Annotated in this window: 18 protein-coding genes; 11 read left to right on the plus strand and 7 right to left on the minus strand. The window is 62.4% G+C overall.

Translation table 11 applies throughout. The features are described from left to right. The 8 genes from ispG to BM059_RS08990 all read left to right on the plus strand — a co-directional run bounded on the left by ispG (position 1) and on the right by BM059_RS08990 (position 8475). A complete protein-coding gene (gene ispG / locus BM059_RS08955; protein ID WP_037001956.1) occupies positions 1 to 1113 on the plus strand; it encodes a flavodoxin-dependent (E)-4-hydroxy-3-methylbut-2-enyl-diphosphate synthase in 1113 nt (370 codons plus the stop codon). A 20-nt stretch (positions 1114 to 1133) separates the two neighbouring features. Then, on the plus strand, positions 1134 to 2423 hold the full coding sequence (hisS, locus tag BM059_RS08960) for a histidine--tRNA ligase (RefSeq protein ID WP_074938088.1): 1290 nt from the start codon (positions 1134 to 1136) through the stop codon (positions 2421 to 2423). 31 nt (positions 2424 to 2454) lie between these two features. Beyond that, positions 2455 to 3093: a tetratricopeptide repeat protein gene (locus BM059_RS08965; RefSeq protein ID WP_074938090.1), complete on the plus strand. Its 639-nt coding sequence runs from the start codon at positions 2455 to 2457 to the stop codon at positions 3091 to 3093. After that, a complete protein-coding gene (bamB, locus tag BM059_RS08970; protein WP_074938092.1) occupies positions 3086 to 4237 on the plus strand; it encodes an outer membrane protein assembly factor BamB in 1152 nt (383 codons plus the stop codon). The genes BM059_RS08965 and bamB overlap by 8 nt, the downstream gene beginning before the upstream one ends. Before the next feature lie 112 nt (positions 4238 to 4349). Continuing rightward, a complete protein-coding gene (gene der / locus BM059_RS08975) occupies positions 4350 to 5825 on the plus strand; it encodes a ribosome biogenesis GTPase Der (RefSeq protein WP_074938094.1) in 1476 nt (491 codons plus the stop codon). Positions 5826 to 5970: 145 nt separating this feature from the next. After that, positions 5971 to 7119, plus strand: a complete 1149-nt coding sequence (locus tag BM059_RS08980) for a pyridoxal phosphate-dependent aminotransferase (protein WP_074938097.1) — start codon at positions 5971 to 5973, stop codon at positions 7117 to 7119. A 101-nt stretch (positions 7120 to 7220) separates the two neighbouring features. Continuing rightward, the gene (locus tag BM059_RS08985; RefSeq protein ID WP_074938099.1) at positions 7221 to 8003 is read left to right on the plus strand and encodes an amidohydrolase; all 783 of its coding nucleotides are present in this window, start codon (positions 7221 to 7223) and stop codon (positions 8001 to 8003) included. 16 nt (positions 8004 to 8019) lie between these two features. After that, a complete protein-coding gene (locus BM059_RS08990) occupies positions 8020 to 8475 on the plus strand; it encodes a hypothetical protein (protein WP_074938101.1) in 456 nt (151 codons plus the stop codon). A gap of 154 nt (positions 8476 to 8629) precedes the next feature. Here the strand turns inward: BM059_RS08990 and leuA are convergent, their stop codons facing one another. The 6 genes from leuA to BM059_RS09020 all read right to left on the minus strand — a co-directional run bounded on the left by leuA (position 8630) and on the right by BM059_RS09020 (position 15995). Next, positions 8630 to 10300, minus strand: coding sequence for a 2-isopropylmalate synthase (leuA, locus tag BM059_RS08995; protein ID WP_074938103.1), 1671 nt, complete (start codon positions 10298 to 10300; stop codon positions 8630 to 8632). Between the two features lie 312 nt (positions 10301 to 10612). Continuing rightward, the gene (locus BM059_RS09000; protein ID WP_074938105.1) at positions 10613 to 11278 is read right to left on the minus strand and encodes a glutathione S-transferase family protein; all 666 of its coding nucleotides are present in this window, start codon (positions 11276 to 11278) and stop codon (positions 10613 to 10615) included. 68 nt (positions 11279 to 11346) lie between these two features. Next, positions 11347 to 12609 (minus strand): mechanosensitive ion channel family protein, encoded by a 1263-nt coding sequence (locus BM059_RS09005; RefSeq protein WP_074938107.1) that lies wholly within the window; start codon positions 12607 to 12609, stop codon positions 11347 to 11349. Positions 12610 to 12729: 120 nt separating this feature from the next. Beyond that, positions 12730 to 13635: a peptidoglycan DD-metalloendopeptidase family protein gene (locus tag BM059_RS09010; RefSeq protein ID WP_244154400.1), complete on the minus strand. Its 906-nt coding sequence runs from the start codon at positions 13633 to 13635 to the stop codon at positions 12730 to 12732. 4 nt (positions 13636 to 13639) lie between these two features. After that, positions 13640 to 15019 (minus strand): exodeoxyribonuclease VII large subunit, encoded by a 1380-nt coding sequence (gene xseA, locus BM059_RS09015; RefSeq protein WP_074938111.1) that lies wholly within the window; start codon positions 15017 to 15019, stop codon positions 13640 to 13642. 40 nt (positions 15020 to 15059) lie between these two features. Beyond that, positions 15060 to 15995 carry a LysR family transcriptional regulator gene (locus BM059_RS09020; protein ID WP_074938113.1) on the minus strand — a complete coding sequence of 312 codons (936 nt, stop codon included), beginning with the start codon at positions 15993 to 15995 and terminating at the stop codon, positions 15060 to 15062. Between the two features lie 34 nt (positions 15996 to 16029). On the opposite strand from BM059_RS09020, the gene BM059_RS09025 reads away from it, so the two are divergent. Both BM059_RS09025 and BM059_RS09030 read left to right on the plus strand, forming a co-directional pair. After that, positions 16030 to 16497, plus strand: a complete 468-nt coding sequence (locus BM059_RS09025; protein ID WP_074938115.1) for a multidrug/biocide efflux PACE transporter — start codon at positions 16030 to 16032, stop codon at positions 16495 to 16497. 56 nt (positions 16498 to 16553) lie between these two features. After that, a complete protein-coding gene (locus tag BM059_RS09030; protein WP_074938117.1) occupies positions 16554 to 17108 on the plus strand; it encodes a sugar ABC transporter ATPase in 555 nt (184 codons plus the stop codon). Positions 17109 to 17195: 87 nt separating this feature from the next. Here the strand turns inward: BM059_RS09030 and BM059_RS09035 are convergent, their stop codons facing one another. Then, positions 17196 to 19298: a TonB-dependent siderophore receptor gene (locus BM059_RS09035; RefSeq protein ID WP_074938119.1), complete on the minus strand. Its 2103-nt coding sequence runs from the start codon at positions 19296 to 19298 to the stop codon at positions 17196 to 17198. 144 nt (positions 19299 to 19442) lie between these two features. Here BM059_RS09035 and guaB point away from each other — a divergent pair, with 144 nt between their 5' ends. After that, positions 19443 to 20912: an IMP dehydrogenase gene (gene guaB, locus BM059_RS09040; protein ID WP_037001981.1), complete on the plus strand. Its 1470-nt coding sequence runs from the start codon at positions 19443 to 19445 to the stop codon at positions 20910 to 20912. The last annotated feature ends 66 nt before the right edge of the window (positions 20913 to 20978 follow it).

Below are 20978 nucleotides of genomic sequence, written 5' to 3' on the forward strand. Positions count from 1 at the left end.
ATGCATTGCGAATCGCCGATCAAGCGCCGGCTGTCGCGCAAGATCTGGGTTGGCTCGGTACCGGTGGGCGGCGATGCGCCGATTGCCGTACAGAGCATGACCAACACCGACACCAACGATGTAGCCGCTACCGTGGCGCAGATTCGCCGTCTGGAAGATGCCGGTGCCGACATCGTGCGCGTTTCCGTGCCGGACATGGATGCCGCCGAGGCCTTCGGTCGAATCAAGCAGCAGGTGCGTGTGCCGCTGGTTGCTGACATCCACTTCGACTACCAGATCGCCCTGCGAGTGGCTGAGCTGGGCGTCGACTGCCTGCGCATCAACCCCGGCAATATTGGTCGTGAAGACCGCGTCAGGGCGGTAGTCGAGGCGGCGCGTGACAAGGGCATCCCGATCCGCATCGGCGTCAATGCCGGTTCGCTGGAGAAGGACCTACAGAAGAAGTACGGTGAGCCGACGCCCGAAGCACTGGTCGAGTCCGCGCTGCGCCATGTCGAACACCTGGATCGCCTGAATTTTCCCGACTTCAAGGTCAGCGTGAAGGCCTCCGACGTGTTCATGGCCGTAGAGGCCTACCGCCTGTTGGCCAAGCAGATCGAGCAGCCGCTACACCTGGGTATCACCGAGGCCGGTGGCCTGCGCTCCGGTACGGTTAAGTCTGCCGTTGGGTTGGGCATGCTGCTGGCCGACGGGATTGGCGATACCATCCGCATCTCCCTGGCTGCCGATCCGGTGGAAGAGATCAAGGTCGGCTTCGACATCCTCAAATCCCTGCGTTTGCGTTCGCGTGGCATCAACTTCATCGCCTGCCCGAGTTGTTCGCGGCAGAACTTCGATGTGGTCAAGACCATGAACGAGCTGGAAAGCCGTGTCGAAGATCTGCTGGTGCCGCTGGATGTGGCCGTGATCGGTTGCGTGGTCAACGGCCCGGGCGAAGCCAAGGAGGCGCATATTGGCCTCACCGGTGGTAGCCCGAACAATCTGGTCTACATCGACGGCAAACCAGCCTCGAAGCTGACCAACGAAAATCTGGTGGACGAGCTGGAGAAGCTTATCCGCGACAAGGCGGCCGAAAAGGCTGCCGCCGATGCTGCCGTGATCGTCCGCGGCTGATCTGTGCGTAAGGAATACACTTGAGCAAGTCCCTGCAAGCCATTCGTGGCATGAACGACATCCTGCCGGAGCAGACGCCTGCCTGGCGCTACCTGGAAAGTACCTTGGTCAGCCTGCTTGATGGCTATGGCTACAAGGAAATCCGCCTGCCCATCGTCGAGTACACCGAGCTGTTCGCTCGCGGTATCGGTGAGGGTACCGATGTGGTCGACAAGGAGATGTACACCTTCCTTGATCGCAACGAAGAATCCCTGACCCTGCGTCCCGAAGGCACTGCGGGTTGCGTGCGCGCGGTGCTCGAGCACGGTCTGTCTGGCGGTGGCCAGGTGCAGAAATTGTGGTACGCCGGCCCCATGTTCCGCTACGAGAAGCCGCAGAAGGGCCGCTATCGCCAGTTCCATCAGGTTGGCGTGGAAGCCTTCAACCTGCCGGGGCCGGATGTCGATGCCGAACTGATCGTGCTCACCTGGCGCCTGTGGAAGAAGCTCGGTCTGGCCGATGCGGTGACCCTGCAGCTCAATAGCCTAGGCTCCAGCGAGGCCCGTGCCGCCTATCGCGATGCTCTGGTGGCTTACCTGCAGGAGCGCTTCGATCAGCTTGACGAAGACAGCCAGCGCCGTCTGAGCACCAACCCGCTGCGCATCCTCGACAGCAAAAACGAGAACACTCAAGCCGTGTTGGTCGGTGCGCCGACCCTGGGCGATTACCTGGACGAGGAATCGCTGCAGCACTTCGAAGGCGTCAAGGCGCGTCTGGATGCGGCTGGCATTCGCTACCAGATCAACCACAAGCTGGTACGTGGCCTGGATTACTACAACCGCACCGTATTCGAATGGGTCACCGATAAGCTCGGCGCTCAGGGCACTGTATGTGCGGGTGGTCGATACGATGGCCTGGTCACGCAACTGGGTGGCAAGGCCACGCCGGGTGTTGGTTTTGCCATGGGCGTCGAGCGCCTGGTTTTGCTGCTCGAAACCCTGGAGCTGCTGCCGGCTGAACTCAATCGTGCCGCCGACGTGTATGTCTGTGCCTTTGGTGAGGCTGCGGAGCTGGCAGCGCTGGCCTTGGTCGAGCGTCTGCGTGACGCGCTACCTGAGATGCGCCTGCTGCTCAACACTGGTGGCGGCAGTTTCAAGAGCCAGTTCAAGAAGGCCGACAAGAGCGGCGCACGCTATGCGTTGATTCTGGGGGACGACGAATTGGCAGGGCGCGTGGTAGGTTGCAAACCGCTGCGCGATGACAGTGAACAACAAAGCGTTGCCTGGGATGCTCTGGCCGAGCATCTTGCAGCCTGCCTGGCGCAGGCTTGAGCATCCGAATAGCTGAAAGACAGGGTTAGACATGCAGACCGAAGACGAACAGATCGCGCAACTGAAGGACTGGTGGGATCGCAACGGCAAGCCGTTGCTGGCTGGCGGCGTACTGGCGCTGGTAGTGGTATTCGGCTGGCAGGGCTGGCAGAAGTATCAGGACAATCAGGCCCAGGGCGCCTCGGTGCTTTACCAGCAACTGCTGGAAACCGCGCTGGATCCGGCCGGTAAGCCTGACGCTGCGAAAGTCGCCGAACTGGCTGGCAAGCTTGATAGTGAGTTCGGTGGTAGCTATTACGCCCAGTATGGCAGCCTGTTCGTCGCCAAGGTCGCGGTCGAAGCGGATCGTCTCGACGATGCTGCTGCCGCTTTGCAGCGTGTACTGGACAAGCCGGCCGACGCCACGCTTGGTGAGCTGGCGCGCCAGCGCCTGGCCCGCGTGCTGGCTGCTCAGGACAAGGCGGACGACGCACTGAAGTTGCTCGATGCCAAGGTCGAGGATGCCTTCCTCGCTAGCCGTGAAGAACTCAAGGGCGACCTGCTGGCCCAACTGGGTCGCAGTGATGACGCGCACGCGGCCTATCAGAAGGCCAAGGATGCGCTGGCCGAGGATGCCGCCGTTGGCGGTCTGCAGATGAAGCTGGACGACCTGGCAAAAGGGGATGCGTGACGTGATGCGTTGGAAGAATGCCGCACTGCTGGCTCTGGCCGTTCTGGCTGTGGGTTGCAGCAGCAATAGCAAGAAGGAACTGCCGCCTGCCGATCTGACCAAGTTCGACGAAGAAGTCGAGCTGCGCACCGAGTGGAGCCGTTCGGTCGGTGACGGTCAGGGCGAAACCTTCAACATGCTGGTCCCGGCCATCGATGGCGAAGTGATCTACGCCGCCGACGTCGAAGGTCTGGTGATGGCCATGGACCGCACCAGCGGCAAGATCATCTGGCGCAAGAAGCTTGAAATCCCGGTGTCCGGTGCCATCGGCGTTGGTTACGGCCAGGTACTGCTGGGTACGCTCAAGGGCGAGGTGATCGCGCTGGATTCCAGCGACGGTGAAGAGCAGTGGCGCTCGCGCGTGACCAGTGAAGTGCTGGCAGCGCCGGCAACCAACGGCGATATCGTCGTGGTACAAACTCAGGACGACCGCCTTATCGCTTTCGATGCCAGCACCGGTAGCCAGCGCTGGATCGTCGAGAATACCCCGGCTGTACTGACCCTGCGCGGTACCGGCGCTCCGTTGGTGACCAATCGCCTGGTGGTCGCTGGCTTGTCCAGCGGCAAGGTGGTTGCGGTCGACGCTCAGCGCGGCCTGCCTGTCTGGGAGCAGCGCGTCGCTATTCCTCAAGGGCGTTCCGAGTTGGAGCGCGTGGTGGATATCGACGGTGGTCTGCTGCTGTCCGGCGGCACTGTCTACGCGGTGAGCTACCAGGGCCGTGTTGCGGCCATGGACCTAGAGTCCGGTCGCGTGCTTTGGCAGCGCGAGGCATCCAGCTCGGTCGGCGTCGCTCAAGGTTTTGGCAACGTCTACGTCAGCATGGCCAGCGGTACCGTCGAAGGTATCGATGAACGCAGCGCGTCGGCACTGTGGAGCAACGATTCGATGGCACGTCGCCAGCTGTCGGGTCCGACTGTGTTCTCCAGTTATGTCGCCGTAGGGGACTTCGAGGGCTATCTGCATCTGCTGAGCCAGGTCGATGGTCGCTTCGTCGGCCGTACCCGCATCGACAGTGACGGCCTGCGCGCTCAGCCGCTGGTGGTGGGTGATTGGCTGTACGTCTACGGCAACAGCGGCAAGTTGGTGGCACTGACCATCAAATGAACCGACTATGCTGCATCCAGAGCTGAGCTCTGGGTGCAGCAGCGCAACAGATTCCGGCCGCTGCCCCTGCAGCGGCCTTTGCATTTTCTGAATTAACCGAGTGGAGAGCCTGATGGTTCCCGTAATTGCCCTGGTGGGCCGGCCGAATGTCGGCAAGTCCACACTCTTCAACCGCCTGACCCGCAGCCGCGACGCCATCGTCGGCGATCTGTCTGGTCTGACCCGCGACCGCCAGTATGGCGAGGCGAAGTGGCAGGGGCGCACCTATATCGTGATCGACACCGGTGGTATTTCCGGTGACGAGGAAGGCATCGACGCGAAGATGGCCGAGCAGTCGCTGCAGGCCATCGAAGAGGCCGATGCCGTGCTGTTCCTGGTGGACGCGCGTGCTGGTATGACCGCTTCCGACCAGATGATCGGCGAGCACCTGCGCCGTCGTAACAAGCAGAGTTTCCTGGTGGTGAACAAGGTCGACAACCTTGACGTAGACCTGGCTCGTGCCGAGTTCAGCCCCATGGGCTTGGGCGAGCCGCTGGCGATTGCCGGTGCGCATGGTCGTGGCATCACCCAGATGCTGGAAGTGGTGCTTGGCGCTTTCCCCAAGGACGCCGGCGAGCCGGAAGAGGGCGCCGAAGACGAGGAGGAAGTACTGGAAGGCCAGGAGGCCAAGCGCATTCCCGGACCGAGCGAGAAGGACGGCATCAAGCTGGCCATCATCGGACGCCCCAACGTCGGCAAGTCCACGCTGGTCAACCGCATGCTCGGTGAAGAGCGGGTCATCGTCTATGACCAGGCGGGGACTACGCGTGACAGCATCTACATCCCGTTCGAGCGTGACGACGAAAAATACACCCTGATCGACACCGCCGGCGTGCGCCGTCGCGGCAAGATCTTCGAGGCCGTGGAGAAGTTCTCCGTGGTCAAGACGCTGCAGGCCATTCAGGACTCCAATGTCGTGGTGTTCGTCATGGACGCCCGCGAAGGTGTGGTCGACCACGACCTCAACCTGCTCGGCTTCGTGCTGGAAAGCGGTCGTGCGTTGGTCATCGCCCTGAACAAGTGGGACGGCATGGATCAGGGCCAGAAGGATTACGTGAAGACCGAGCTGGAGCGCCGGCTGTTCTTCGTCGACTTCGCCGATATCCATTTCATCTCCGCCTTGCACGGTACTGGCGTTGGCCATCTGTACAAGTCGGTGCAGGCTTCGTTCAGATCGGCCATCACCCGTTGGCCGACCAGCCGCCTGACGCAGATTCTCGAGGATGCTGTCAGCGACCACGCACCGCCCTTGGTCAATGGTCGTCGCATCAAGCTGCGCTATGCCCACCTGGGTGGTGCCAACCCGCCGCTGATCGTGATTCACGGTAATCAGGTCGACGCCGTACCGCGCGCCTACAGCCGCTATCTGGAGAACACCTTCCGCCGTGTGCTGAAACTGGTCGGTACGCCGATCCGTATCGAGTACAAGGGCGGCGAAAACCCCTACGAGGGCAACAAGAACAAGCTCACGGATCGCCAGGTGAACAAGAAGCGCCGGCTGATGAGCCACCACAAGAAGGCCGAGAAAAAGCGCAAGGACAAGCGCTAGTAAGCTTTGCGCCAGGGTGTGCGCCGGTAATCGTCCGGCGCGCACGGCATAAGCTTCCAACGCTTTTTCATAAGCGCTGCGGGTGCCGCCTGCGGTGCCCTTCGGCTATCCTCGCGGCTTGCCTTGTTCTTCGTAGGAAGTCGCGATGCTTGTCAGCAAACTGCCCAACGTCGGCACCACCATCTTCACGCGGATGTCCCAGCTCGCTCTGGAGACCGGCGCGATCAATCTGTCCCAGGGCTTTCCTGATTTCGATGGGCCGCAGGCATTGCGCGAAGCCGTGGCGCGCCACGTCATGGAAGGGCGCAACCAGTATTCGCCGATGACCGGGCTACCGAGCCTGCGCCAGCAGGTGGCGGCCAAGATCGCCCGCAGCTACGGCGTGCAGCGCGATGCCGACAGCGAAATCACCATTACGCCAGGTGCCACCGAAGCGATTTTCTGCGCGGTGCAGGCGTTGATTCATCCGGGGGATGAAGCCATCGTGCTCGACCCTTGCTACGACAGTTACGAGCCGTCGGTGGAGCTGGCGGGTGGCCGTTGCGTGCATGTGCCGCTGGCACTGCCGGATTTCGCTGTCGATTGGCAGCGCTTGGCCGATGCGATCACGCCGCGTACCCGGCTGATCTTTCTCAACTCGCCGCACAACCCGAGTGGTGCGCTGCTGACCCGTACCGATCTGGACAAGCTGGCCGAGCTGATCCGCGGACACGATATCCATGTGATCAGCGACGAGGTTTACGAGCATCTGATCTACGACGGCCAGCGTCATGCCAGCGTGCTGGCCCACGAGGAGCTGTATCAACGCGCTTTCGTGGTCAGTTCCTTCGGCAAGACCTATCACGTCACTGGCTGGAAGACCGGCTACGTGGTGGCGCCGCCGGCACTGACGGCCGAGCTGCGCAAGATTCACCAGTACGTCAATTTTTGTGGCGTGACGCCCCTGCAATTCGCTCTGGCCGATTTCATGGCTGCACACCCCGAGCATGTCGAAGAACTGCCGGCCTTCTACCAGGCCAAGCGCGATCTGTTCTGCGACCTCCTGGCTGGCTCGCGCTTCACCTTCAGCCGTGCGCCGGGCACCTATTTCCAGCTAGCCGACTATTCGGCCATTCGCCCTGATCTGGACGACGTGGCCATGGCCGAGTGGTTGACCCGCGAGCATGGCGTGGCGGCGATTCCGGTATCGGTGTTCTACCAGTCCGCGCCCAAGGAGATGCGCCTTGTGCGTTTCTGCTTCGCCAAGCGCGAGGAAACCCTGCGTCAGGCGGCAGAGAAACTCAGCGCGGTATGAGCTGTAGGAGCGAGCTCTGCTCGCGAACGATCCTATGAAAGCTTCGCGAGCAGAGGACTAGGCGTCCCCCTCGTTCCTACCGATTTATTTGAGGCCTTGAAATGAGCAACAAACCCGATCTCGAACTGGCGCTGATCCAGACCACGCTGGTCTGGCACGATCCGGCCGCCAACCGCGAGCATTTTCAGGCATTGCTGGAACAGGCGCGCGGCGCTGATCTGGTGATCCTGCCGGAGATGTTCACCACCGGTTTTTCCATGGCATCGGCCGAATTGGCTGAGCCTGAGGATGGACCCAGCAGCATCTGGCTACGCGAGCAGGCGCAGCGTATCGACGCGGTGATCTGCGGCAGCCTGATCATCCAGGCTGCGGATGGCAGCTACCGTAATCGTCTGCTCTGGGCGTGCCCGGACGGCTCCCTGGCGCATTACGACAAGCGTCACCTGTTCCGCATGGCCGGCGAGCACAAGCATTACAGCGCTGGCGATCAGCAGGTGGTGTTCGACCTCAAGGGTTGGCGAGTGCGTCCGTTGATCTGCTACGACCTGCGCTTCCCGGTCTGGAGCCGGGACGCCAGCGGCACCGACCTGCTGCTGTATACCGCCAATTGGCCGGGCGCGCGTCGCCAGCACTGGAACCGCCTGTTGCCGGCCAGAGCCATCGAGAACCTGTGCTATGTCGCGGCTGTGAACCGCGTCGGCGAGGACGGCAGGGGCCACGGTTATACTGGCGATTCCCAAGTGCTGGACTTCCAGGGCGAGGAGTTGCTGATGGCTGGCGATGGCGATGGTGTATTCCGCACCCAGCTATCGAGCGAGGCTCTGAATGCCTACCGCGAGCGCTTCCCGGCACACCTGGATGCGGATGTTTTCACCTTGAACTGATCAGGAGCTACATGACATGGACGTACAACAGAGCAATCCCTTCCAGACGCCGCAGGCTGACCTGCAACCGAGCACCACCACTCAGTTGCCGCTCTACAGCATCGCTGGCGTCGGCCTGGCGACGTTCATCGGCACGCCTCTGGCCGGTGCATGGCTGCTGGCGCATAACCTGCAATTGCTCGGCAAGGCAGATCGAGTAGCGATGGTCTGGGGCATTTCCGTCGTCCTTCTGATCGTCACCTTGGTCTTGGCTTTCGTGTTGCCGGAGGAGGTGCCGGCGCTGCCTTTCGCCATCGCGCAACTGATGGCGATGATCATGCTGGCCAAGAACTTGGTCGAGGCCGATCTCAAACAGCATGCCGAGGTGGGTGGTGCAGTGCTCTCCAACTGGCGGGCGGCGGGGATTGGCCTGATGTTCACCGTCGGCCTGGCCGCCCTGATGTTTGCCGTGCTGATGATTTTCGATATCTGAGTGTCTTCATCCGGGCGATGAAAGGCGCCGTCTGGCGGTAATGCTTCGTAGGGTGCGCTGTGCGCACCGAGGCTGATGATGGGATCCGGGGGTTTAGGAGTGCACACAAAAACGCCGGGCAATGCCCGGCGTTCTTGTGTGCGGCGCTTGAGAATCAGGCCGCTTGCGACTCGGCCTGGCTCAGGGCACGGTTCAGTGCGCTGAACAGGGCGCGGAAGCTTGCCGTGGTCAGGTTCTCGTCAATGCCGATACCGTGCAGTGCACGACCGCCGTTGACGCGCAGTTCGATGTAGGCCGCGGCCTTGGCATTGGTGCCGGAACCGATAGCGTGCTCGCTGTAGTCCATGACTTCAACTGCGACCGGCAGGGCTGCGGCCAGTGCTTCCAGCGGACCTTTGCCGATACCACGCCAATGGTGCTTTTCAGCGCCTTCGATGACCTCGATATCCACCGCGCTGGTGCCATTTTCTTCCTGCAGGCGATGGCCTTTCAGGGCGTAGGGACTGCGCGCCTGCAGGTACTCGGTTTCGAGCAACTGGTGGATCTGTGCAGCGGTCATCTCCAGGCCAAGGCGGTCGGTTTCGCGCTGTACCACCTGGCTGAATTCGATTTGCATGCGGCGCGGCAGGCTGATGCCATATTCCTGTTCGAGCAGGAAGGCGATGCCGCCCTTGCCGGACTGGCTGTTGACGCGGATCACCGCCTCGTAGTCGCGGCCGATATCGGCCGGGTCGATCGGCAGGTACGGCACTTCCCACAGGGTGTCTTGTTTCTGCTGGGCAAAGCCCTTGCGGATGGCGTCTTGGTGCGAGCCGGAGAAAGCGGTGTGTACCAGGTCGCCTGCGTACGGATGGCGAGGGTGAACCGGAATCTGGTTGCAGTCCTCGACCACCTTGCGTACCGCGTCGATGTCGGAGAAGTTCAGCTGCGGGTCGACGCCCTGGGTGTAGAGGTTCAGCGCCAGGGTCACCAGGCAGACGTTGCCGGTGCGCTCGCCGTTGCCGAACAGGCAGCCTTCGACGCGGTCGGCACCGGCCATCACGGCCAGCTCGGAAGCGGCGACGCCAGTACCACGGTCATTGTGGGTGTGCACGCTGATCAACACGCTGTCGCGACGGTCTACGTGGCGGCCGAACCATTCGATCTGGTCGGCGTAGTTGTTCGGTGTGGCGCACTCGATGGTGGCTGGCAGGTTGAGGATCAGCTTGTTCGCCGGGGTTGGCTGGAACACGCCGATCACCGCGTTGCACACCTCGACGGCGAAGTCGATCTCGGTGCTGCTGAACACTTCCGGCGAATACTCGAAGCCCCACTGGGTTTCCGGCGCGGCATCGGCCAGGCGCTTGATGGTGGTGCCAGCGGCGACGGCGATGGCTTTGACGCCAGCCTTGTCCTGGTTGAAGACGATCTTGCGGAAGCTCGGCGCGCAGGCGTTGTAGTAGTGGACGATGGCTTTCTTGGCGCCCTTGAGGGACTCGAAGGTGCGCTCGATGAGGTCGTCACGGGCCTGGGTCAGCACCTGGATGGTCACGTCGTCAGGGATGTGGCTGCCCTCGATCAGCTCCCGTACGAAGTCGAAATCGGTCTGCGAGGCGGAGGGGAAGCCCACCTCGATTTCCTTCAGGCCCACGGCCAACAGGCACTTGAAGAAGCGCATCTTCTTCTCGGCATCCATCGGCTCGATCAGCGACTGGTTACCGTCGCGCAGGTCGGTCGACAGCCAGATCGGCGCCTTGTCGATGATCTGGTCCGGCCAGGTGCGGTCCGGAATCTGGATCTGGGTGAACGGACGGTACTTCTTCGACGGATCTTTGAGCATGGTCATGAGAGGGTCCTGCGGAATGGGAGTCGAACACGAGGCCGGGCGGCCATGAAACGGGGTTTCAGGCGGGGCTTCGCAGTCGTGGGCTGACCAGTCGCAGGCAAGCGAGCTGGCGGACGAGAAAGATGTTTTTCATGTGGGCACCCTATCCATAGCAGGTGGATATGGCAATGCTTGCCTAAAAAACGCCGATTTATTGCTGAATAGCTTTTATTGGCGGATTTTATTGCTTTGAAAGAGGTGTTTTCGGCGAATCGTGTTTGTTTTGGGTGGCCAGCGGTGATGCGTTCCCCGCTGGCCAGGCTTCATGCGGGTTCAAGCGGCGTAGTCGTAGGTGCCGCCCTTTTCGAGGGCGCGGCGATAAGCCGGGCGCGCGTGGATGCGCTGCAGGAAATCGTTCAAGCGCGGGTGGTTGTGCAGTACGCCACGGGCAGCGGCTGCCTCCAGCGGGAAACTGAGCTGGATATCGGCTGCGCTGAAGGTATCGCCAGCGAACCAGTCGTGCTCGCTCAGTTGGCTTTCCAGGTAGTCGAAGTGCAGCGTCAACTGCGGCGAGATAAATGCTTGGCTGACCTTGTTCGCGATGCCACGGGCGATGGGCTTGATAAAAAAGGGCATCGTCGCGCTGCGCAGCTTGTCGAACACCAGCTTGAGCAACAATGGCGGCATCGCCGAGCCCTCGGCGTAATGCAGCCAGTAGCGGCAGCGCAGGCGCTCCGGGCTGCCGGCGGCAGGTAGCAACCAGTCACCGTAGCGCTCGGCGAGGTATTCGATGATGGCGCCCGATTCGGCCAGGGTCAGCTCGCCGTCGGTGATCAGCGGCGACTTGCCAAGGGGGTGCACCTGACGCAATTCGGCGGGGGCGAGCATGGTCTGCGGGTCGCGCTGGTAGTGCTTGATCTGGTAGTCGAGACCGATCTCTTCGAGCATCCAGAGAACGCGCTGCGAGCGCGAGTTGTTCAGGTGATGAACGGTGATCATGGCAGGCTCCGGCCGATTTTGAGGCAAAGGTTCTGTGACGCGTCGCTCAGGGGCGCACCGCTAGCGTTTCATTGCGCCGCCTGCGGCTGTTCGGCGATGGCTGGCCGTAGCTCGCGCATGTCTGCTCCGCTCGGATGTTGGAACACACGCAGGCCGAACTCGGGGAGGATGGCCAGCATGTGGTCGAAGATATCCGATTGAATGCCTTCATAGGCATTCCAGGCGATGGTGTTGGTGAAACAGTAGATCTCCAGCGGCAGGCCATCGGCAGTGGGGCTGAGCTGACGCACCAGCAGGGTCATGTTCTGGTGGATGTTCGGGTTGTGCCGCAGGTAGTGCTCGACGTAGGCGCGGAAGCTGCCGATGTTGGTGATGCGGCGGGTGTTCACCGCTTCCTTGCCATGCTCGGCCAGCTTGGTGTTCCAGTCCTGCAGTTCCTGATCCTTGCGGTCGAGGTACTCATCCAGAAGCATGAAGCGGCGCAGGTGGGCGATTTCTTCGTCGCTGAGAAAATGTACGCTGGTCTGATCCAGATACAGTGCGCGCTTGATTCGGCGCCCGCCGGACTCCTGCATGCCGCGCCAGTTCTTGAATGGGTCGGTGATGAAGCGTTTGGTCGGGATGGTGGTGATGGTCTTGTCCCAGTTCTGCACCTTGACCGTGTGCAGGGCGATGTCGATCACGTCGCCATCGGCATTGAGCTGCGGCATTTCCACCCAGTCGCCGACGCGCACGATATCGCTGGAGGAAATCTGCACGCTGGCCACCAGCGACAGCAGGGTGTCCTGGAAGATCAACATCAGCACGGCGGCCATGGCACCGAGACCGGACAGCAGGATCAGTGGCGAGCGGTCGATCAGCGCAGCCACCATGAGGATCGCGGCGATGGCGAAGATGGCGATCTTGATTACCTGAAGGTAGCCCTTGATCGGCTTCAGGTGCGCATTCGGGCGGCGCTGGTAGAGGGTGTTGAGGATATCCAGCAGGGCACCGATAGCCATGGCGATGGTCAGCACCACGAAGGCGCCACAGACGTTGCGCGTCACTTCCACCACGGCAGCGGGCATGCCTGGCACCAAGACCACGCCGCTGGACAGCACCAGCGCTGGCACGATGTTGGACAGGCGCTTGATGATGCCGCTTTCCTTGATCTGGCCGTGGCGGCCCAGTGCGGTGGCGCCGACCAGGCGGTAGATGGCGCGCACCAGAATGCGTTTGACCACCCAGTTCGACAGCCAGGCGGCGACGATCAGGGCGAAGGTAGCGGTGAGGGTGAGCAGTTCTGGCTGAGTCTTCAGCCAGTCCATCCAGGTATTGAGCTCATTCGGCATTTCCGACTCCGAAGCAGGCAGGGGAAAGGCCGGCGCTGCAGAACCGGCCATCTGAGCCGCCGTACCCTAGCAAAAAATGCCCTGCTAACCCAAACGGCAGGTGTTGCAGGCTGCGTCGGCTCAGGGCTTGAACGCACCGATGAAGATCGCTGGATCAACCCGCGCATCGTTGAGGCTGACGTTCCAGTGCAGGTGCGGGCCGGTAGCGCGACCGGTGGCGCCGACCTTGCCGATACGCCCGCCTCGGGCGATTTCGTCACCGAGCTTCACGTCGATCTCGGACAGGTGGCAGAACATGCTGATCAGGCCCTGGCCGTGGTCGAGGAACACCGTTTTGCCATTGAAGAAGTAATCGCCTATGAGGATCACCTTGCCGGCGGCAGGCGCCTTGATCGGCGTGCCGCGGTTGGCGGCGAAATCCAGACCCGAGTGCGGGTTGCGCTCCTCGCCGTTGAAGAAGCGGCGCAGGCCGAACGGGCTGGACAGCGGGCCGTTGACCGGTTTGTCGAACAGTAGGTTGCTTGGCTGGCGTGCGCTGAACTGCTGGTAGGCACGGGTTTGCTCGGCCAGTTCACGTTCGATGCGTTTCAGGTTGGCGGCGTTGGGCGTGACCTGCTGCTGATTCTTGATGGTGATGCGTTGCTCGGTGTAGTGCTTGGCACCCACCTGGAAATTCAGCCTCTGGCCGCCCTCGATCTCTACCTGCTGAGTGCCCGGCTTGACGCTGAGTGGAATGCCGACGATGGCAATCCAGCGCTGGCCGTCCTCATGCACGGTCAGCACCGGTTTGCCCTGGTAGCGCACCTTCGGCGCCTGCGCCGGGTTGCCCAGATCGAGCACCGCCACGCCACCGGGCACCGGCTTGTTCAGCAGGCGGGTAATGAAGCCCTCTGCATGGACGGGCAGGGCCAGGCACAGGGTCAGGACAAACAGACACAATTTGTGTAGGAGCGAGTTCTGCTCGCGAAAAGAGGGGCTGAAAAAGCTTCGCGAGCAGAGCTCGCTCCTACACAGGGATGGTGGCATTGGCTCAATCCAATAGCGACAGGGTCGCCGGTTGTATGTGGTTGTCTTCGACGCGCACGTCCAGTTCGCCTTCGCTCAGGCGCGCCTTGAGGCGCTGGCCTGGCTGGGTCTGCGCGGCGCTGCGTACGGCGTGGCCGCGTTCGTCGAGGAGGATGCTGTAGCCACGGCCAAGGGTGGCCAGGGGACTGACGATCTGCAGTTGCGCGGCGAGTGCGCCCAGTTGCTGGCGCTGACTGCGTAGCTGGCCTTGCATGGCCCGTGGCAGGCGCGTGGCCAGGCCATCCAGACGCTGGCGCAACAGGGCCAGGTTGCGCCCCGGATGCTGCGCGGCGAGGCGCGCGTCGAGGCGGGCCAGGCGTTCGCGTTGATTGGCAAGTTGTTGGTTGAAGGCACGGCGTAAGCGCATGTCCAGATCGTCCAGGCGCTGGGCCTGCTGGCGCAGGCGCTCGCCGGGGTGCCGCAGTCGTCGGCTCACGCCCTCCAAGCGTAGGCGCTCACGCGCCAGGCGGCCCTGCATGTGCAGGACCAGGCGGCGTTGCAGATTGTGCAGGCGCTGCACCAGCTCGCTGCTGTCCGGGGCCAGCAACTCAGCGGCGGCCGACGGGGTCGGCGCGCGCACGTCAGCAACGAAGTCGGCGATGGAAACGTCCGTCTCGTGGCCCACGGCGCTGACGATGGGCGTGACGCAGGCTGCCACGGCGCGGGCCACGGCTTCCTCGTTGAAGCACCAGAGGTCTTCCAGCGAACCACCGCCACGAGCCAGGATCAGCGCATCGAAACCCTGCGCGTCGGCACGCTGCAAGGCACGCACGATCTGCGCGGTGGCCTCGCGGCCCTGCACGGCAGTAGGAATCAGGTTCAGCTCCACCTGCGGTGCGCGGCGGCGAAACACGCTGATGATGTCGCGGATCACCGCGCCAGTCGGCGAGGTGACGATGCCGATGCGCTTGGGGTGAGCGGGCAGGGCGATCTTGCGTTCGGTGGCGAACAGACCCTCGGCACCAAGTTTCTCCTTCAGCGCCTCGAAGGCCAGGCGCAGGGCGCCGTCACCGGCTGGCTCGACGGCATCGAGAATCAGCTGATAGTCGCCGCGCCCCTCGAACAGCGAGACCTTGCCACGCACCTTCACTGCCAATCCGTCGCGCAGCGCCTGGCGCACACGCGCGGCGTTCTGCCGGAACAGCGCGCAGCGCACCTGGGCCTGGCTGTCTTTCAGGGTGAAGTAGATGTGGCCGGAGGCCGGGCGGGCGAGGTTGGAGATTTCCCCCTCGACCCAGATGCCGGCGAACACGTCCTCCAACAGCAGGCGGGCGCGATTGTTGAGCTGGCTGACGCTGAGCACCTCGCGGTCGAGGTTCAGGCGAGCAAAGGGATCCTTGATCATGGGGCGGCATGATAAGCCGAGAGGCCTGCAGGTGCGACCTTCATCGGGCGTCTTGCAGCAAGCGGTCGAGCAGCCAGGCCGCGACCGGGCCGAGCTCAAGTTGGCGTGACCAGATGGCGTCCACCGTCACCCGCCGTGGCCAGCCACTGCAGGACAGCTCATGCAGGCCGTCGAAGCCGTAGGCATCGACCAGTTGCCGCGGCAGCTCGGCCCAGCCGAAGCCCAGTCGGGCCATTTCCAGCAGCATCAGGTAGTCCGGCGCGGCCCAGCAACGTCCGCCGCTGCCGGGCAGGTCGTCGGTGTTCGCATCGTCATGGGCGACGCTGCTCAGGCGCAGCAGACGCCAGCGCGACAAGTCTTCCTGGCGTACCTGGGGCAGCCTGCTCAGGGGATGATCCTTGGCGACGAACAGGCCGAATTCGCTGCTCATTTCCAGGCGGGAGTGGGCGATATACGGCGGGTAGGTTGCTAATGCGGCGATCAGGCCAAGCTGGGCGCGGCCCTGGGTGACCAGGTCGAGCACATCGGCCTGCTCGGCGATCAGGCTCTCGAACTGCAGGTCGGGGAAGCGCTGATCCAGCTCCTGCAGGCGCACTTCGTATTGTTTCGGCTGGTAGGCGTCGGATAAAGCTAGGGTCAGGCGCGGCTCCTGGCCTCTGGCCAAGCCGGCAGCGTGTCGCGCCAGGCGGTCGCTGGCGCACAGGACTTCTTCTGCGTGGGCCAGCAGGCTGGCACCGGCTTCGGTCAACTGCAGTTTGCGCGGGCCGCGTTCGAACAGCGCCACGCCCAGGTCGATTTCCAGGCGTGCAACCGCTTCGCTAATGGTCGACTGACTCTTGCCCAGGCGCCTGGCAGCGGCGCTGAGCGATCCGCAGTTGGCCGCTTGGGCGAAGGCCTGGAGGGATTCGGGGGAAATATTCATATCGGTTTTGCCGATGGCAGCTGCCTTTTGGTTGGCTGGGATTCCGATGATCATAGCGCTCGTCGTCACTTATCACGAGGTTCGCTTCATGACTCAGCCATTGCCGCGCTCCCTGCGTGAGCGCATCGGTCACGCCCTGGCCTTCGAGACCATCGCCGTACTCATATGTGCGCCGGCCATGGCGTGGTTCATGGATAAGCCGCTGCTGCATCTGGGTGTGCTGACCCTGATGTTCTCCACCGTGGCGATGCTGTGGAACATGCTGTTCAACTACCTGTTCGACCGCGCCCAGAGCCGCCTGGGCTTCGAGCGCGGTCTGTGGGCGCGGGTCAGCCACGCGCTGCTGTTCGAGGTGGGGCTGATCGTGGTGCTGGTGCCCCTGGCCGCCTGGTGGTTGTCGATCAGTCTGCTTGAGGCGCTGCTACTGGATATCGTCCTGATCCTGTTCTTCCTGCCGTACACCATGGCGTTCAACTGGATCTACGACGTGTTGCGTGCTCGCTGGGTGGCCCGTCGTGAGGCGCAGGCGGTCGATGCGGTGTGCCGGGGGGCTTGATTTGCCGGCGGCAGCGCCTAAGCTGCCGCCCTTTCCTTGCCAGCCGTTCGAACACCATGACCGCACAACTGATCCTCGTCCCGCAGATCTCCTCGCTTCCCGCTCACGAGCAAAAGGCCCAGGCCATGCTGCGCTGGTTGGTCAAGCGGGAGATCGTCGAGTCGCTGCCGACCACATGCGGGCAGGGCGGTAACGGCATGGCCTACGCCATCGGGCCGGGCGCGCGGCGCATTGCCCAGCGACCCGATTTGCTGCCCTATGGTCAGCCGCACAATGGCCTGGAGATCATCACCCACCGCTGCATCTATGTGCCGACGCGCGGGTTTCTGGAGGAGGCGGGATGCGCCGAATGCCGCAAGGAAGTGGGCGTGCCGCTGTTCGACAGCCTGGAGATGTGGTGGCCCGGGGAGACCGACAATTTCACCTGCCCGGAATGCGGGCATGAAGATGACATCAACGGTTTTCTGTTCCTGCAGCCCTGTGGTTTTTCCAACCTGGGCTTCATCTTCAACGGCTGGCTGGATGCCGGCCTGCGCCCGGCGTTCGTCGAAGAGTTCGGCGAACGCCTGGGCTTTGCGGTGAGGCAGGTGCGGGTCGACGATCCGGCTTGAGTGGTTTTCCAGTCGATTGTGGGAGGGGCTTTAGCCGCGATGTTCTCGAGTCCCCTTCGCGGCTGAAGCCGCTCCTACAAAGGCTTTTTAGAACTCGACGCTGGCCGACAGGCGCAGCTCGCGTGGCTCGCCCACGGCAACGCGTAGATTGCCGCCGCTGGAGGGGTAATAGCGCTCGTTGAACAGGTTGCGTACGTTCAGTTGCAGGCGCGTCTTCTCGCCGAGCAATTGGCTGTCCCAAGTGACGAAGGCATCTGCCACCGTGTAGCTATCCAGCCAGAATGTGTTGGCGTTGTCGCCAGCACGTTCACCGACGTAGCGGGCGCCACCACCCAGTTTCCACTGACCCAGCTCCTGGGGTAGATGCAGGTGATGGACGAGGTAGAGACTGCCGACATTGCGCGCGGCGTTGACCAGCTCGTTGCCTTCGTTGGCCGGGTCATCGAGGATTTCCGTATCGGTGTAGGCGTAGCTGCCGAGCAGCTCCCAGCGCTCGCTCAGGCGGCCGCTGATATCCAGTTCCACGCCGCGCGAACCGACCTTGCCTGCCGCTTCCGATACGGAGTTGTTGGTGACCACGACGTTTTCCTTCTCGATATCGAAGAGCGCCAGGCTGGCGCCGATACCTTGAGGCAGGTCGAGCTTCACACCTAGTTCGTAGCTGCGACCTTCTTCAGGATCGAATGCCTGGCCAGTGTTGGTATCCGAGGCATTGGGCACGAACGAGCGGCTGTAGTTGCCGTAGAACGCCACCTGGTCGTTCAGCTGGAATACCAGGCCGCCGAAGGGCAGGAAGGTGGTATCAGTACGGTCGGTGGTGCGGGTATAGGTAGCGCCGCGGCCTTGTTCCACGAGTTGCTCGAAACGCTGGTAGCGACCACCAAGCACCACGATCCACTGGTCGTTCAAATGCCAGTTGTCCTTTGCGTAGATTGAACGTGAATGCAGCTCGTCACTGCGATCACTTTGTGCCGGGTTGAGTAGCGAAGGTGCGGCAAGATTGCCGTATACCGGATTGTAGATATTGAAGCCCCCCACCGCTGGGCCGCGCCAGGTATCACCGCGGAAGTTGTCGACGCGTTCTGTATCGGCGCCTATCAGCAGGTCATGTCGCTGGCTAAACAGATTCGCGTTGCCGATCCAGTCCCAGGCCAGGTATTGGGTCTGGTTGTCATGTTCACTGCCATCGGAACGGCGGCTCATTGCGCCCGTGCTGGCGTTGAGCGCGTTCGGCCGCGCTTCGGCATAGTCGTAGCGCTCGTTGTTCCAGCCGTAGGTGAGGCGTGTCGACCAGTCGTCGCTGAGCTGATACTCGGCGGTGGCGGTGAGCAATTCGTCGATGCCTTCGGCCTTGGACCAGCTTTCGCCGAAGCGGTCGTTGTAGGACACCTTGGCTGGTTTGCCGTTGACGATCACCGTGCCGCGATCCACCGGGGTGCTGTATTCCTTGTATTCGTAGGCGATGTTGAGGCGCAGGCGTTCGCCTTCCCAACTCAGCGAGGGGGCGATCAAACTGTGCTCTTCTTCGCCGAAGTTGCGCCAGTAGTCTTCGTGCTGACGCTCGGCGATCAGGCGAAAGGCCAGCCCGCTATCGGCAATTGGGCCGGTGACGTCGACCGCCAGGTTGCCTCCGCCAAAGCTATAGCTGCCTGCGTCAATGCGCGTGCCCCATTGGTACTGCGGCTTCTTGCTGATGACGTTGATCAGGCCCCCCGGCTCCAGCGCGCCATACAGCAGCGAGGCCGGTCCCTTGAGCACCTCCACGCGTTCGGTGGTAGCGCTGAAATTGCGTGAGAGGCTGGAGCGGATGCCGTCACGCAGGATCGAACCGTCGGCGTTGGAACCAAAACCGCGTTTGACGAAGCCATCCTGCGTGCCTGCCAGTGTGTTGCTCTGGGTCATGCCACTGACGAATTTCATCGCATCGTCCAGCGATCTGACCTGAAAGTCCTCGATGGTCTGTGGCGTAACCACCTGTACCGACTGGGCTTCATCCTTGAGTGCCACTGAAGATTTGCTCGCCGTGCTGGCGCGTTTGGCCTGGTAGCCGTCTTCTTCGACGGCAGGCTTGGCGAGCACTTCCTGGCTGGGTAACTCCAGCTCCTGGGCCAGCAGGTGACCGGCTGGAAGCAGGCAAAAGGTGAGCAGGGCGGCGCCTTGGCCACTCAAGAAGAGGCGGGTTGGTTTCATTTGACACTCAAGTGCAAGGGTTTTTGAGAATCATTATTTTATGTGTTTGAAAGCGAGATTGCCTAGGGACACACTTTGCATTGAGTGAAATGAGCTCGCTGGGTATAATGCCGCGCTTCTTATTTTCCCGCTCGGGAGCCCTCCATGCTGCGCATCAGCCAAGAAGCACTCACTTTCGACGACGTCCTGCTTATCCCGGGTTATTCCGAGGTTCTGCCCAAGGACGTCAGCCTGAAGACCCGCCTGACCCGCGGCATCGAACTGAACATCCCGCTGCTGTCCGCCGCCATGGACACCGTCACCGAAGCGCGCCTGGCCATTGCCATGGCCCAGGAAGGTGGCATCGGCATCATCCACAAGAACATGACCATCGAGCAGCAGGCTGCCGAAGTGCGCAAGGTCAAGAAGTTCGAGGCTGGCGTGGTCAAGGACCCGATCACCATCGAAGCCGACGCCACCGTGCGTGACCTGTTCGAACTGACCCGTCTGCATAACATCTCTGGTGTGCCGGTGCTCTCCAACGGTGACCTGGTGGGCATCGTCACTTCCCGTGACGTACGTTTCGAGAACCGCCTGGACGCCCTGGTGCGTGACGTGATGACGCCGAAAGAGCGCCTGGTCACAGTCAAGGAAGGTGCCGCCAAGGAAACCGTGCGCGAGCTGCTGCACAAGCACCGTATCGAGAAAGTACTGATCGTCGATGACGCCTTCGCCCTCAAGGGCATGATGACCGTCAAGGACATCGAGAAAGCCAAGGCCTATCCGCTGGCGAGCAAGGATGATCAAGGTCGTCTGCGTGTTGGCGCTGCCGTGGGTACCGGTGCCGATACTGGTGACCGCGTGGCGGCTCTGGCCAATGCCGGTGTCGACGTGATCATCGTCGACACCGCTCACGGCCACTCCAAGGGCGTGATCGACCGCGTACGCTGGGTCAAGGAAAACTTCCCGGAAGTCCAGGTGATCGGTGGCAACATCGCGACTGGCGCTGCAGCTCTGGCGCTGGTTGAGGCTGGCGCCGATGGCGTCAAGGTCGGCATCGGCCCGGGTTCGATCTGCACCACGCGTATCGTCGCCGGTGTTGGCGTACCGCAAATCAGCGCCGTGGCCAACGTCGCTGCAGCCTTGGCTGGCACCGGTGTGCCGCTGATCGCTGACGGTGGCATCCGATTCTCTGGTGACCTGTCCAAGGCCATCGTCGCCGGCGCCTCCGCCGTGATGATCGGCTCCATGCTGGCTGGCACCGAAGAAGCGCCGGGTGAAGTCGAGCTGTTCCAGGGCCGTTCCTACAAGGCTTACCGTGGCATGGGCTCGCTGGGCGCCATGGCGCAAGCGCAAGGTTCGAGCGATCGTTACTTCCAGGACTCCTCGGCCGGTGCCGAGAAGCTGGTGCCGGAAGGTATCGAAGGCCGCGTACCCTACAAGGGCGCGATGAGTGCCATCGTTCACCAACTGATGGGCGGCCTGCGTGCCTCCATGGGTTACACCGGCTGCGCCACCGTCGAGGAAATGCGCACCAAGCCGGAGTTCGTGCGCATCACTGGCGCCGGCATGGCCGAGTCTCATGTGCATGACGTGCAGATCACCAAGGAGGCGCCGAACTACCGCGTCGGCTGAAAAATCGATTTGACGCTGCTGCGCTTGGGCATGCTGCGTTGGAGAAAAACTCGAAATGCTCATTTG

This window comes from Ectopseudomonas composti, from assembly GCF_900115475.1.
Taxonomy (GTDB): Bacteria; Pseudomonadota; Gammaproteobacteria; order Pseudomonadales; family Pseudomonadaceae; genus Aquipseudomonas; species Aquipseudomonas composti.

Bases quoted from the DNA above. Each gene is read 5' to 3' on its own strand.
- ispG (WP_037001956.1), top strand. From the start codon at position 1: ATGCATTGCGAATCGCCGATCAAGCGCCGGCTGTCGCGCAAGATCTGG.
- BM059_RS08965 (WP_074938090.1), top strand. From the start codon at position 2,455: ATGCAGACCGAAGACGAACAGATCGCGCAACTGAAGGACTGGTGGGAT.
- bamB (WP_074938092.1), top strand. From the start codon at position 3,086: ATGCGTGACGTGATGCGTTGGAAGAATGCCGCACTGCTGGCTCTGGCC.
- der (WP_074938094.1), top strand. From the start codon at position 4,350: ATGGTTCCCGTAATTGCCCTGGTGGGCCGGCCGAATGTCGGCAAGTCC.
- BM059_RS08980 (WP_074938097.1), top strand. From the start codon at position 5,971: ATGCTTGTCAGCAAACTGCCCAACGTCGGCACCACCATCTTCACGCGG.
- BM059_RS08985 (WP_074938099.1), top strand. From the start codon at position 7,221: ATGAGCAACAAACCCGATCTCGAACTGGCGCTGATCCAGACCACGCTG.
- BM059_RS08990 (WP_074938101.1), top strand. From the start codon at position 8,020: ATGGACGTACAACAGAGCAATCCCTTCCAGACGCCGCAGGCTGACCTG.
- leuA (WP_074938103.1), bottom strand. From the start codon at position 10,300: ATGACCATGCTCAAAGATCCGTCGAAGAAGTACCGTCCGTTCACCCAG.
- BM059_RS09000 (WP_074938105.1), bottom strand. From the start codon at position 11,278: ATGATCACCGTTCATCACCTGAACAACTCGCGCTCGCAGCGCGTTCTC.
- BM059_RS09005 (WP_074938107.1), bottom strand. From the start codon at position 12,609: ATGCCGAATGAGCTCAATACCTGGATGGACTGGCTGAAGACTCAGCCA.
- BM059_RS09010 (WP_244154400.1), bottom strand. From the start codon at position 13,635: ATGCCACCATCCCTGTGTAGGAGCGAGCTCTGCTCGCGAAGCTTTTTC.
- xseA (WP_074938111.1), bottom strand. From the start codon at position 15,019: ATGATCAAGGATCCCTTTGCTCGCCTGAACCTCGACCGCGAGGTGCTC.
- BM059_RS09020 (WP_074938113.1), bottom strand. From the start codon at position 15,995: ATGATCATCGGAATCCCAGCCAACCAAAAGGCAGCTGCCATCGGCAAA.
- BM059_RS09025 (WP_074938115.1), top strand. From the start codon at position 16,030: ATGACTCAGCCATTGCCGCGCTCCCTGCGTGAGCGCATCGGTCACGCC.
- BM059_RS09030 (WP_074938117.1), top strand. From the start codon at position 16,554: ATGACCGCACAACTGATCCTCGTCCCGCAGATCTCCTCGCTTCCCGCT.
- BM059_RS09035 (WP_074938119.1), bottom strand. From the start codon at position 19,298: ATGAAACCAACCCGCCTCTTCTTGAGTGGCCAAGGCGCCGCCCTGCTC.
- guaB (WP_037001981.1), top strand. From the start codon at position 19,443: ATGCTGCGCATCAGCCAAGAAGCACTCACTTTCGACGACGTCCTGCTT.